Origin of the sequence: Aquimarina sp. MAR_2010_214 (genome assembly GCF_002846555.1) — a bacterium.
Classification (GTDB): Bacteria; Bacteroidota; Bacteroidia; order Flavobacteriales; family Flavobacteriaceae; genus Aquimarina.
This window is the reverse complement of record NZ_PJMS01000001.1, coordinates 2780219-2793575: the sequence shown is the minus strand read 5'-3', so window position 1 is coordinate 2793575 and position 13357 is coordinate 2780219. Positions and strand designations below refer to the sequence as shown.

The following is a 13357-nucleotide window of genomic DNA, read 5'->3' as shown; positions in this document are numbered from 1 at the left end:
TTCCCGGTACATTTTAATTATTTAAGAATCAATATCAGTTCGATTATTTATTTTTATTAGAGATAAAGTATCTGCTCAATAATAGGTTGGGCATAATCGTATTTTAGTTATCAAATCAAGTAGATAGCGTTGATAACAATTCTAGGACTCTTAATAAATACATGTATAGGTTTTGTAATGGTTCCACTTTAGGAGCAATTGTTCAAATCTAATAGTATCCAAAATCATGATTCATAAAATACTGAGCATCTGGCTAAGTTTTTGCCTATGCTCAATAGCATTTGCTCAAGATTCTTTTCAAATAAAAGGATCTGTAATAAATGCTAATACCCTAAAACCTATTGAAGGTGCTAATATTATTTGTGAAAATTTATTTGCAACTTCATCTTTAACTGGCAAGTTTACCATAAAAAATATTATTAAAGGTTCTTACATCTTTAAAATATCTCGTATTGGCTATTCCCCTGAAACGTTGACTATTCTAGTTGGGCCAGGAATGAAGGAAGTAATAGTATCCTTGAATGCAACCACTACAGCACTTGAAGAAGTAGAGGTACATCATAAAACCAAAAAAAGAAAAACCAAGGAGTCCCCTATAGTCTCCCATATCGTTTCTAAAGAGTTTTTAGACAAAAACAGGGAAAATAGTTTAATGCAGACTCTAAAGAAAATTCCTGGAGTTAGTACCATCAATATTGGTTCGGGACAATCCAAGCCTGTCATTAGAGGACTCGGATTCAATAGAATCTCTGTGATCCAAAACGGAATAAAACATGAAGCTCAACAATGGGGCAGTGACCATGGCTTAGAGATAGATCAATACGGTATTAAAAACATACAGGTTATAAAAGGTCCTGCATCCTTGCTATACGGATCTGATGCCATCGCAGGAGTGGTGGACATACAGCCTTCTAAAATTCCATCACGGAATTCTTTCAATGGAGAGGTAGATCTATTAGCAGAAAGTAATAATGACCTATTGGGAGTTTCGGCAGGAATTCAGGCAAGAAAGGAAAAGTGGTTTTATCGAGGAAGATTAACATTTCGTGATTATGGAGATTACAAGGTGCCGACAGATGAAATAAGATATGAAAATTATATTTTCGAATTACATAACAATTATTTAAGGAATACAGCTGGAAAAGAAGCTAACGTAGGTTTTAGTATTGGATATGCTTCAGATAAGATAAAATCAGAAACTTTTTTCAGCAATGTCAATGCAAAGAATGGTTTTTTTGCCAATGCTCATGGATTGGAAGTCAGGACTTCAAGTATTGATTATGATCGTTCTAATAGGGACATAGACCTTCCTTTTCATAAAGTAAATCATTTTAAAATAACCAATAATACCTCGATAGTCAGCGGGATACATACCTTTCATTTTGATCTTGGCTATCAAAACAACCTAAGAGAAGAACATTCAGAACCCGTTCCCCATGGTTATATGCCCAAGCCATCAGATAGTAAAGAGCGAGGATTTAATAAGCATACCTACTCTCTAAATGGGAGAGATGTTTTCAAACTAAATGACAAGCATACCACTATAGCGGGCATAAACATAGAATTTCAGGAAAATACCATTAATGGCTGGGGGTTTTTAATTCCAGAGTATAGTCGATTTACCGCTGGAGCATTCATTTATGACCAATTTGAGATTCGTCCTGATTTACATTTTCAGGCTGGATTACGCTATGATTATGGTTTTTTGGATACTAAATCATATTACGATTGGTATCCTTCTACAATTAATAATAGTGATGGTACCACCTCCTTTGTAAATTTACAAAGAGCGCAAAACAAAACGCTAGACTTTGGAAATATCAGTACTTCAGTTGGTCTAAGTTATATCAGAAAAAACACTACCTATAAAATAAACCTTGGAAAGAGTTTTAGAATGCCTTTGACCAATGAATTAACTTCAGACGGGGTCAATTACCACATGTATCGATATGAAAAAGGGAATTCTGATTTGGATGTGGAAGAATCGTATCAATTGGATATAGATATTGACCATACTACAAAAAAGTTTGGCGTGAGGATAAGCCCTTTTATAAACTTTTTTGACAACTATATTTATTTGAATCCAACTCCGAATTACTATGAAACCTTACAAATTTACGAATACACCCAAAGCAAGGTCTTTAGGGTCGGGGGAGAAATAAGCACCAACATTACTTTATTTAAAAACCTACAATTAGATGCCTCTCTAGAGTATGTATATTCTAGACAAACAAGTGGTCCCAAAAAAGACTTTACGCTACCCTTTTCACCTCCTTTGTCCAGCTTATTTACTGCGAGCTATCAGTTTAAGAACCTTTTCTTTTTGAAAAGACCGCAGCTCATGGCAAATTATAGAATAACCGCTGCCCAAGATGAAATTGTCCCTCCGGAAGAACGGACGGATGGGTATCAGGTACTACATATGTTTTTACTAACGGAACTGGACATTTTCAAACATGGACCACCCTGGAAAATACGATTAAAGCTTAATAATGTGTTCAATACTAAATATTACGATCATACCAGTTTCTATCGATTAATAGATGTCCCTGAAGCAGGAAGGAACATATCGGTTTCATTAACAGTACCATTTTAAAAGAAAACAACCAAAATCAAGCATAACATTAATAATCAAAAATAAACATTATGAAATCAAATCTTAAATTTTTGGCGATTATCGCTTTTCTAGGACTCTTTATGCACTCGTGTAGTAGTGATGATGATAATAGTATAGCTTACAATGCAGATATCAATCCTGAAAGGTTTGAGAATATTGAAATTGGAAATACCAATTTCAAAGTCCCACAATTCAATCCAGACCTACATACTGAATTTGAATATACTGGAAAAAGCAAGGTAAAAAAAATCTACTATGACATTAATCCAGTAAATGTAAGCGAACCTGGTGTCGGGGAAGCCAAATGGCAGGTTTCTGACCATTTGATTCCTGAAAAACATTATGCAGGTCAATTAAATCCTCATATACATTACCATGTGTTCTTTGATCCTGTTAATGAAAATTTTCCAAAGATAAGACCAGCAAAAGGAATTTATAGTTTAAAAATAAGGATAGTAGAAGAAGATAATTCGGAAAGTTTGATAACGAAGGAATTTGAAATTGTTAAAAAATTCACAGGAGTCAAAATCGGTAATGACAATCATATTAAAATTGGAAGTGATGAACTAGATATTGAATTTCAGTATGATGCAGAAAGTAATACAGTTAGCGAAATAAAATATCAGATGTGGTTCGAGGAATGGAGGGAAGGACAAAATGTACCTATTGGTGATTGGGACAATGTAGTAATAGTACTTCCTGAAAACCTCTACAAAAACCAAAATAAACCTCATGTTAAACATAACATGCCTATAGAGCCTGATTCTCCCCTTGGAGATTATTGGTTAAACATTTATGTAAAAGAATCAGGTGAAAGCGAAGCCGTAAAACTATCGGTTCCTTTCAGTATTGTAAAATAAAAAGTAATAGTTAGAAACAAACACTATGAGATTAATAACAAAATCTATTTCTATTTTGCTCTGTGGGCTATTTATAGTTTCTTGTTCGAGCGATGATAGTACTGGTAAAGATGAGGAAAAACCAACCATAAACATCAACTATGGTGAAGGATTCCCTAAAGCTTGCACACAACTTGTAAAAGGACAGACCTATATTTTTAAAGCCAAGGTCACAGACAATATAGCACTGGCTTCTTATAGTTTGGATATCCATAATAATTTTGACCATCATACTCACGATGACCAAAAACCACAATGCGATTTAAACCCTATAAAGCAGGCCATCAATCCGTTGATTTTTTTGGAAAACTATCCTATTGAAGATGGATTAACCATTCATGAAATTAATATTTCTTTAACTATTCCCAATGATATAGACACTGGGGATTACCATTGTCAATACTCCGTTACAGATAAAACAGGATGGCAATCCAGAACCTCTGTGGATATAAAAGTCATAGAATGAGTTAGCCCCCATACAAAGTGGCTGAATTCTATATTAATATCCAAAGAATTCCTTCACAGTTTTCAAAAGCCCAATCGTTTTTCGTTTGGGCTTTTTAGTATTCAATATTTTATATAAAAGTGTTATCTTTTTATAACAGCAAAGCATCTAGCTAAAGGATTTTATCTTTACTGAATGTAAGACAGAAAATTTATCTTCACCTTCTTTTATTAATCTCAAAAATAATTAAAACTATGCCCTTTTCTTAGCATTCCTACAGAGCCTTATGGGGTCAGTAATAATATAAAAGGAAAGTTTTGGGCCACCAGAATAGGAAGATGCTAAGTTCTCTATTTCTGACAAAGCAATTGTGTAAAAGATCAATTTATAAGTGTAGTTACATTTCATCCATTAAATAATACACTTCGGTCATAAATACTTTAAAAAGATCACCTTCCTGATGATCTTTACCCTATAAATTTAAAATTAAACCATCATGAAAACAATAGTTATTATACTTGCTTTTTTTACCATTACTGCAACCAATGCCCAATCATCATATGAAAAAGGAATGATTAAAGCTTTTGAATTATGGGGAAATAAAAACCCAGATGAAGCCATCAATCTTTTTGAACGTATTGCTAAAGCTGAAAAAGAAAATTGGCTACCTTATTATTATGCTGCTCAAGTTCATATTATCACTACTTTTAGTATAAAAGATGCAGAAGTCATAGAATCCAGATTAAAAAAAGCTCAGGATTACCTTAATGAAGCAAAAATATACACAAGTAACAATGCAGAAATACTAATTATGGAAGCATTACTTAACACAGCATATGTTGCATACAATCCCGCGGTGTATGGAATGACATTGTCTGCCAAAGTTGAACAATTATACCAAAAAGCAAAAGTATTAGAGCCTAAAAACCCCAGAGCGACTTTATACCACGCCGAATGGAAAATGGGAGGTGCAAAATTCTTCGGTAAAGATCCTAAAGCCTTTTGTCCTGAGATAGAAAAAGCTATCTTGTATTTTGAAAACGAATCACATGACATTCCGTTCTACCCAAAATGGGGTAAAGATCAGGTAAAACGTGTTCAGGAAAACTGTAAAGGATAATTTTTAAAGTTAAAAATTCGCCCTTGATCACATTAAAATAAAAGAGGTATACATGAATGATTTAAAAAGAATAGCCATTATTTCCCTAGTAGTCTCTGCAATAGTTGCATTGGTAACTTTACTGGTAAATGGATTTAATTTTGACCGAATCCTTACTGTAAAATGGTGGACTATTGCCTATATGTATTGCTTCATTTTAACATATCTTAATTCTCTTTATTTCAATATTTTAAATAACAAATTCGAATGGAAAAACAAGGGGTTACAAAGGGTTCTTATTGGAGCCGGAGGTTCTATCATCATAACTATGATAGGGTATGCAATATGCCAATTTGTTGTTGCTGTAGTTATACTTAAAACCCAAACAATCTCAGAGTTTATTGCTGATCAGTCTTTTAAAGATTACCTGTTTCCTTTATTACTAACAGTTATCATTTCGCTATTTTTTCACACGGTATATTTCTATAAAGCACTACAGGAGACAAAAGTTACCGAGCAAAAGATTATAGCGGGAACTGTTTCAGCAAAATTTGCAGCATTAAAGAACCAGTTAGATCCACATTTTTTGTTTAACAGCCTTAATGTATTGACCTCTCTAATAGAAGAAAATCCAAAAATGGCACAAAAATTTACAACATCGCTATCAAAAGTATATCGATATGTTTTAGAGCAAAAAGATAAAGAATTGGTTACTGTGGATGAAGAATTAAAATTTGCTCGAACGTATATGACCTTAATACAATTACGCTTTGAAGACAGTATTATTTTTGAGATTCCTGAGCAAGCATCAAACCCTGAAGCAAGAGTAGTTCCATTATCATTACAAATTTTACTTGAAAATACGGTAAAGCACAATGTAGTGATGCCAGAAAACCCTCTGCATATCAAAATCTATGAAAAAGATAATTTTTTAATCGTTGAAAATAATCTTCAACCTAAAGAAGTCATAAAACAAAGCAGTGGCGTAGGCTTAGGAAATGTACAACAACGATACGCGCTATTAACGAAAAGAAGATTTTCGGTGTATAAAACGGAAGATGCATTTATTGCAGAGCTTCCAATATTAACAAAACAAATAAAATCAGCAGATATGACAATTTCAGAAAATATAGAACATCTTAAAAATATAAAATATAAAAGAGCGAAAGAACGTGTTCAAAAGATCAAAGAATTTTATGGTAATCTGATTTCGTATATAATTGTTATTCCTTTCCTGGCAATTTTAAACTATAAAACAACAGGCTTTGGTATTCCCTGGGTTATATTTCCAATTGTAGGTTGGGGAATTGGAGTCATCTTTCATTATTCTGACACTTATGGATACCATCCTATACTAGGTAAGGATTGGGAAGAGGAAAAAATCAGAAAATACATGAACGAATCAAATGAAAGAAATCATGAGTAATTATAACGAAGAAAAAGCTTATGAAAAAGCAAAAAAGCGACTTGAAAATGAAAAAGGATTCTATTCTCATCTTGCTATATATATTGCAATCAATATTGCTTTACTATTTTTTATGTCCAAAGTAATGGCATATGCTGGTGCAGACCATCAAGATTCTGGTTTTAATAATTGGAAAACATGGAATACCATTTTAACTCCATTAATATGGGGTATTGCACTGCTAGGGCATGGGTTATGGGTATTTAGAGAAAGATCATTTTTAAAAAATTTCTTTAAAAAATCTATGTTCAGCAAAGACTGGGAAGAACGAAAAATCAAAGAATTTATGGACAAGGATAAGTTTTAATTTCTTTTTAAAACAATATCAATAAACTTAAAAACTAATTATCATGAAAGATTTTAATAAAGAAAAAAGATATGAACGGGCAAAAGAACGTGTAGAAGAATTAAAAAAATTCTATAATAATTTATTCTCTTATGTTATCATTATTGGATTTCTAGCCGGATTAAATTATTATCAAAATGAATGGCATTATGCTTGGTTTTTATGGGCTGCATTTGGTTGGGGAATCGGTTTAGCTTTTCATGCAGTCAAAGCTTATAGGATAAACCCAATGTTTGATAAAGACTGGGAAGATCGTAAGATTAGAGAATATATGGACGAGGAACAAGGCCAGGAACAACAACGTTGGGAATAAAAATAATAACTATAAAAGTGTGAAATCAGGAATGACACACACTAAGTATAAATTCTTTACCTCTTTAAAACTTTAAAACTATCTAACTTTAAAAGAATGAACATTATAATTATTGAAGATGAAAAACCTGCTGCCAGACGTCTAAACAGAATGCTTGGTGAACTAAATATAAAAGTACATACCATGTTACATTCTGTGCAAGAATCTATAGAATGGTTTAGTACTAATGAACATCCGGATCTAATTTTCCTGGATATTCAATTAAGTGATGGTTTATCTTTTGAAATATTTGATGCAATCACTATAAAAAGCTCAATTATATTTACCACTGCTTATGACGAATATGCTCTTAAAGCTTTTAAGCTAAATAGTATCGATTATCTATTAAAACCAATAGACGATGAAGAGTTAGAAGTTGCGGTACAAAAATACAAGGAACAATTACCACAAAAACAACAGCTTCAGGTAGATTTTGAAGATATAAAAAAGCTATTAATAAACCCCATGGATCGCACCTACAAAAAGCGATTTACAACAAAGGTCGGGCAACATCTAAAAATATTTTCGGTAGAAGATATCGAATGTTTTTATTCTGAAAATAAAGGAACCTATCTGCATACAACAGATAACAGAAACTATCTGATCGATACAACTCTAGAATCTCTTGAAGACGAATTAAATCCACAGCAATTTTTTAGAGCAAGCAGAAAGTTCTACATCAACATAAATGCGATACAAGATATTATATCCTATACCAATTCAAGATTACAAGTAAAACTTAATCATTTTAACGAACAAGAAATTATTGTAGCAAGAGAGCGTGTAAAGGATTTTAAGATGTGGCTAGAATGATCTTCTTACCCCTATACGATCAATAAAAAAAGTCAAGAGTATAGTCTAATATTCCCACTGTCTTTTCTTATTTAACTCCTCTTCGGCTTCTAATTCTTCCTTCGGAATTACTTTAAGAAAAGATGGATGTTGTTCTATTGCAAACTCTAATTTACTTACAATATCATCAATAGAATCATTGTCATAATCAATATCCAGCGGTTCTTTTATAACCATAGATTGCAGTATTCCTCGTTTTTTAATTCGAATACCTTTTTTATCAAAGGATCTTCTAAAACCATCTATTACGATAGGAATTACTATTGGTTTATATCTTCGGATAATATGAGCGGTTCCTTTACGAATAGGCTTAAAAGGTTTTGTTGTTCCCTGCGGAAATGTAATCACCCACCCGTCATCTAATGCTCTTGAAATATTAGTGATATCACTCATTTTTACCTGGCGATTCACATCTTTTCCTTTCTCTCTCCAGGTACGTTCAACAGTTATAGCTCCTGCATATGAAAGAATTCTTGCTAGCAATCCAGCTCTCATGGTCTCTTTTGCAGCAACGTAATATAAATTCATTTTTGGTTGCCACAGATACCCTACATTTTTAATAGAGTCTGTACGACCACTTAAACTTGCATTAAAGACATGAAACATTGCTACTACATCAGCAAAATAAGTTTGATGATTAGAAACAAATAACACGTTATTATCAGGAAGATTCTTAAAAATTTCACTTCCTTCAATTTGTAATTCATTAAAACCTCTATAACGACTATGCGTTAACCCACCCATAATACGGATAAGCCATTTTTTTAAAAATAATATATGTCCAAATGGATTTCTTTTAAATAATCCCATATGTAGAAAACCGGTTGTATTAGGAATGCCAAATATACAAAATCATAACGCTATTGACGTCTTTAAAAGCATTTTAAGCTCACTTAACATCATTGCAGTCGCTCCCCAGACAACGTAACCGTTTAGTTCAAAGGAAGGTACCTCTATATTTTTTGCGTAAGAAGTAGTTAATTTTTTAAAAACCACATTATCTTCATTAAGAAGTTCTGTTAGCGGAACCTCAATAACTTTTGCAACTTCTTCTTTCTGGCGAACAAAATCAGGTCTCCTTTCAGTAAATCCTAAAAACGGATGTACCCAAAAATTAGAAGGAGGAATATATACTTTGGTAAGCGATTTAAGAATAGTAACCATACTAGTCTTTACTCCCACTTCTTCATAGGTTTCACGTAATGCAGCCTCTGTATAATTTAAATCATAGGTCTCCACTTTTCCTCCCGGTAATGCTATCTGTCCCGAATGCACTCCCTCATATTCGGGTCGTAAAATCAGTACAAGATGAGTTACGGTATCCTTTGGGTAAAAAAGCATCATCACTGCAGCATTTCGAGGGTTTCTCTCTTCAATTTTAAGATAATTTAGTGCCTTCATACGAGCTTCTGGAGCCATAATAAAATGGGAAGATTCTCCCGGTACTGACATTTTTTCTATTTTTGGGATTAAATTCTTAAATGTTTCAAATGTCATTTACCAAATCAATTTTATGCTTTTGCGTATCTATTATCATATTCTCTAGTTGTGAAGATACACATTCTAAGAAAAATAAACAGAATGTAAAAACAAATACAGACTCAATTTCTGTAAATAACAAAAAGGAGAAAGAAGACACTACAGTAATACAAGAGGAAAAGAAGTCAGATAGTACAACAAATAAAGAATCTGAAGAAGAGCCATTTAAGCTTACTAATGAGAATCTAAGGGATTTTATGACTAATTACGGCAAAGAAAACCCAGAGACATTGGTTAATATAAAAACTATACATGGTGATATTCATATCAAACTATATAAAAACACACCTATACATAGAGCAAATTTCATTTATCTGGTAAAACAAAAATATTTTGATGAAACTTTTTTCTATCGTGTCGCTAAAGGTTTTGTAATTCAAGGAGGTAACAGTGATCGTCAGCAAATGGCAAACAAACGTCATGAAATTGGAGATTACACCATCCCACAAGAACCAGTAAAAGGTCTAAAGCATAATCGAGGTGCTGTTGCCTTATCAAAGCAATGGGTGGATAATCCTTCTAATCGCTCAACACCATTCGAATTCTTTATTGTAATTGCCAAAAATGGAGCTTTTCATCTGGATGGAGAACATACGATTTTTGGAAAAGTTGTAAAAGGAATGGATGTGGCTGATAAAATTTCTAATGTTCCCACAGATGGTAGCGAATGGCCAAAAGAAAATATTTTTATAAAAGCAGAAGTGATTGAGTAATACTAGAGTATGAAACAAAGAAAAAAGCGGACCTAAGTCCGCTTATAAAATTTAGCATGGTGCAGCAATAGTTTCACATTGACATGTGTTATGTGTTCCCACAGCCCACTTTACGCGTTCTTTATATGGTCCCATAGGGTGTGCTAACCCTCCTTTTACCTGTGCAATGGTTTTCTTGTTTAATTCTAATTTTTTAAAATTCATTTTTTTCATGTTATAAAAGTTTTATGATTTATACCTTCATATCAACAAGGAAAAAAAATGTTACCCAAAAAAAGAAACTATTTTTATAAAAACTGAGGGAATAGAATAAGCTTTAGTAATAAAATGGTATTGCTATATTAATTGATTACAATACTCTAAAACCTATAACTAGCCTTAATCAATACATATCTTGGCAATAATTTATATTCTGTACTTGAAATATTGGTGTCACTTATCGAATAATTCCTAAAAACTTTTGTGTCTAATAAGTTATTACCAATCAAAGAGAAGTTTAAACTTTTATTTTTAGGAGTATAATTTATTTCAAAATCCAAAAAATAGTAAGTACCATCATCACTCTTCAAATTATTAAAATAATAACGTTCAGATTGTAATTGCAGATTTAATCTAGAATTTAACACAAATGAAAGATCAAGGAAAGATGTATTTTGTGTTGCTGTATTTGTTGTGATTGTTGTCTCAATTTCTGTTGTATCCCAAGTTGTGCCAAAATGATAATTAAAAACCCCTCTAAAACCAGATCTTATTTCAAAACCATATTTATAATTTTGATTTATTATCGATCTTAGACTTGTGCTATTTACTATGTTTTTAAACTCTGCTTTTGAATACTCAAACTTAATTTTTATATTATTTCTTATAAATCTTATATAGCGATCTAAGCCAGCATTTGCACTATAGAATTCTCTATCAGAAATAATTAATTTTGTTGTTTGTATGAAGTTTTGAGTTATTACAGCATTAGTACTTAGAAAGTCGTTGTCTTTGATATATGATAATGCAATATTAGCAATGAATCTATCCCCGAAATTGCCCAGATTATATCCCGCAAATACTCTTGTAGAATTAAGTTGATTAAATTCCCCTGTTCCTCTTGAAAAACTCCTGTAGCCTGTTAATACATGATTGGTATACACATCTGATATACGAGCATTAGAATTTCTGTTTTCTGCAAACGCAAAAATTTTATTTGATTTATTAACCTCCCAGTTGAATTCTAATTTTGAATTTATCAAAAAAGGAGACTCTTTTAGTTTTTTATTGGTTTCATCTAAAGCATTAAATAATTGATGCCCATCTAAATGTAATGCTACACTTACATCATTTAACTTCTTTCTATACCCTGCACTCATATATAAATCATGAGTTCGATATTTGGAGGTATTCTCATATTCTTGTGGATTAAGTAGTATGCTTTCATTTTCTTTTAGAAAGAATTCAGAAAATAATTGATCTTCTCTAAATTCATATCCTACTCCAAAATCCAGCAAGTCTTTATTTTTTTTTCTATCTAATAAATGAGCTTTGATCCCAGTATAATTAAACTCATTCTTACTGAATTGCTCTATATTATTTACTTCTTGAATCGATGAAAACAACTCTTCAAATAAAAATTGATCAGTCCTATATTTTTGAGGTTTTTTCTCATTAATATATCTTCCTGTTAGTAATAATACCTTATTGTTTTTAAACCTATTGCTGTATTTGGCCATATGATCATGTAATATATTCTCATCGTCTAAATTCTCGCTATTTTCTATTTCGTTAAACAACAGCTGTGAATCTGTTTCAATTCGTGACCTATGATATTTTCCTTCATATTCTAACATCTTGGTAGTAGAGATATCATAATTCAATTCAACTCTTCCAAATCCAACAAGTGTTGCTTTACTTAATGTATATTTTTCTGTGTTTGTAAATTCAGTAGTATTACTAAAGAAAGTATCAAATCCGTCTTTAAAAAAACGATTATCATCAGCGTTAAATAATCCCAATACTTTTAAGTCAATCTTAGAAGAAAGTTTAAAAATAGAGTTTAAAGAAACTAGTTCTGCATTATTAAAGTTGGTTCTGGACTTTTTTAATCCCGGTACATTGGTGTTCAAGGATATTAATCCATATGCTCTTTGATCTTCTCCTATACTACCGGGTTCATCAGTATAGTTTTGTGCATCGATAAGTCCTCGTACATCATCAGTTACATCTTCTCCAATATTATTAAGACTCCCTAATAGAAAATATTTGTTTTTCTTACCAAAACTAGAAATAATAGCATCAAAATCGTATCTATTTTCTGAGACTACGCCGTAGCCTGGAGAAATTGTACTAAACCACGCCCTTCTAAAATCTTCATCCAATTTAAGGTTTAAGGCAACCTTTTCACTTTCTTCAATACCTTTAAGCAATTTATTATTCGAATACCGTCTTAATACTTCAACCCTATCTACGGCATTCACATCTAGATTTTTGGTCAATAATTTATATCCTTTTTTAAAGAAGTCATCCCCCTCAATCATTACTTTTTCTACCTCTCTACCATCTACTTTTATCGTACCGGTTTCTGAGACATCTACTCCCGGTAGTTTTTTAAGTAAATCCTCTACAACAGTTTCTTCTCCTTGTTTAAACGAGGAAGCATTAAAAACAATGGTATCTTTTTTCTCGGTAATAGCTCTTTCTGACTGTATTACGACTTCATCTAATTCATATGAAGTTGTATATAGCATCATATCTTTTTGAACCGTTGTACCATCCTCCAGTACAACATCAATATCTTTTGTAGCATATCCCAAGCCAGAAAAACTTAAGGTGAATTCTCCTATGGCATCTGATTGCAGTACATACTTACCCTTTTGATCGGTATAAGCAAAGGCAATAATAGCCTGTGTGCCTTTTTGTTTTAAAAATACATTGGCCGATGCTATTGGATTTGATATAGAATCTGTTACTGTACCCGAAACCGTAGACTGGGCAGATAAAAAATTGCCTAATAGCATTAATATTAGGCAGCACTTATACTTTATA

The 13357-nt window shown here is 32.2% G+C and carries 13 protein-coding genes; 9 read left to right on the top strand and 4 right to left on the bottom strand.

Annotated elements, in window-relative coordinates:
* Positions 1-226 precede the first annotated feature (226 nt).
* The 8 genes from ATE84_RS11830 to ATE84_RS11795 all read left to right on the top strand — a co-directional run bounded on the left by ATE84_RS11830 (position 227) and on the right by ATE84_RS11795 (position 8036).
* Positions 227-2596 carry a TonB-dependent receptor gene (locus ATE84_RS11830; protein ID WP_101448153.1) on the top strand — a complete coding sequence of 790 codons (2370 nt, stop codon included), beginning with the start codon at positions 227-229 and terminating at the stop codon, positions 2594-2596.
* Between the two features lie 50 nt (positions 2597-2646).
* Positions 2647-3477 carry a hypothetical protein gene (locus ATE84_RS11825; RefSeq protein WP_101448152.1) on the top strand — a complete coding sequence of 277 codons (831 nt, stop codon included), beginning with the start codon at positions 2647-2649 and terminating at the stop codon, positions 3475-3477.
* A gap of 25 nt (positions 3478-3502) precedes the next feature.
* A complete protein-coding gene (locus ATE84_RS11820; RefSeq protein ID WP_101448151.1) occupies positions 3503-3982 on the top strand; it encodes a DUF4625 domain-containing protein in 480 nt (159 codons plus the stop codon).
* Positions 3983-4457: 475 nt separating this feature from the next.
* The gene (locus tag ATE84_RS11815; protein ID WP_101448150.1) at positions 4458-5081 is read left to right on the top strand and encodes a hypothetical protein; all 624 of its coding nucleotides are present in this window, start codon (positions 4458-4460) and stop codon (positions 5079-5081) included.
* Between the two features lie 52 nt (positions 5082-5133).
* Positions 5134-6486, top strand: coding sequence for a 2TM domain-containing protein (locus ATE84_RS11810; RefSeq protein ID WP_101448149.1), 1353 nt, complete (start codon positions 5134-5136; stop codon positions 6484-6486).
* On the top strand, positions 6479-6832 hold the full coding sequence (locus ATE84_RS11805; RefSeq protein WP_233195791.1) for a 2TM domain-containing protein: 354 nt from the start codon (positions 6479-6481) through the stop codon (positions 6830-6832). Before ATE84_RS11810 ends, ATE84_RS11805 begins: the two co-directional genes overlap by 8 nt.
* Before the next feature lie 43 nt (positions 6833-6875).
* The gene (locus ATE84_RS11800; protein ID WP_101448147.1) at positions 6876-7184 is read left to right on the top strand and encodes a 2TM domain-containing protein; all 309 of its coding nucleotides are present in this window, start codon (positions 6876-6878) and stop codon (positions 7182-7184) included.
* A gap of 96 nt (positions 7185-7280) precedes the next feature.
* Positions 7281-8036 (top strand): LytTR family DNA-binding domain-containing protein, encoded by a 756-nt coding sequence (locus ATE84_RS11795; RefSeq protein WP_101448146.1) that lies wholly within the window; start codon positions 7281-7283, stop codon positions 8034-8036.
* A 45-nt stretch (positions 8037-8081) separates the two neighbouring features.
* Here the strand turns inward: ATE84_RS11795 and ATE84_RS11790 are convergent, their stop codons facing one another.
* A complete protein-coding gene (locus ATE84_RS11790; RefSeq protein ID WP_101448145.1) occupies positions 8082-8885 on the bottom strand; it encodes a 1-acyl-sn-glycerol-3-phosphate acyltransferase in 804 nt (267 codons plus the stop codon).
* A 42-nt stretch (positions 8886-8927) separates the two neighbouring features.
* Positions 8928-9527, bottom strand: a complete 600-nt coding sequence (locus ATE84_RS11785; RefSeq protein ID WP_233195790.1) for a CoA pyrophosphatase — start codon at positions 9525-9527, stop codon at positions 8928-8930.
* Between the two features lie 38 nt (positions 9528-9565).
* Between ATE84_RS11785 and ATE84_RS11780 the strand changes: the two genes are divergently transcribed.
* Complete coding sequence (locus ATE84_RS11780) at positions 9566-10327, top strand: peptidylprolyl isomerase (protein WP_101448143.1); 762 nt, start codon at positions 9566-9568, stop codon at positions 10325-10327.
* 51 nt (positions 10328-10378) lie between these two features.
* Here the strand turns inward: ATE84_RS11780 and ATE84_RS26165 are convergent, their stop codons facing one another.
* Positions 10379-10540 carry a hypothetical protein gene (locus tag ATE84_RS26165; RefSeq protein ID WP_158237238.1) on the bottom strand — a complete coding sequence of 54 codons (162 nt, stop codon included), beginning with the start codon at positions 10538-10540 and terminating at the stop codon, positions 10379-10381.
* Positions 10541-10686: 146 nt separating this feature from the next.
* Positions 10687-13329: a carboxypeptidase-like regulatory domain-containing protein gene (locus tag ATE84_RS11775; RefSeq protein ID WP_101448142.1), complete on the bottom strand. Its 2643-nt coding sequence runs from the start codon at positions 13327-13329 to the stop codon at positions 10687-10689.
* Positions 13330-13357: the final 28 nt, after the last annotated feature.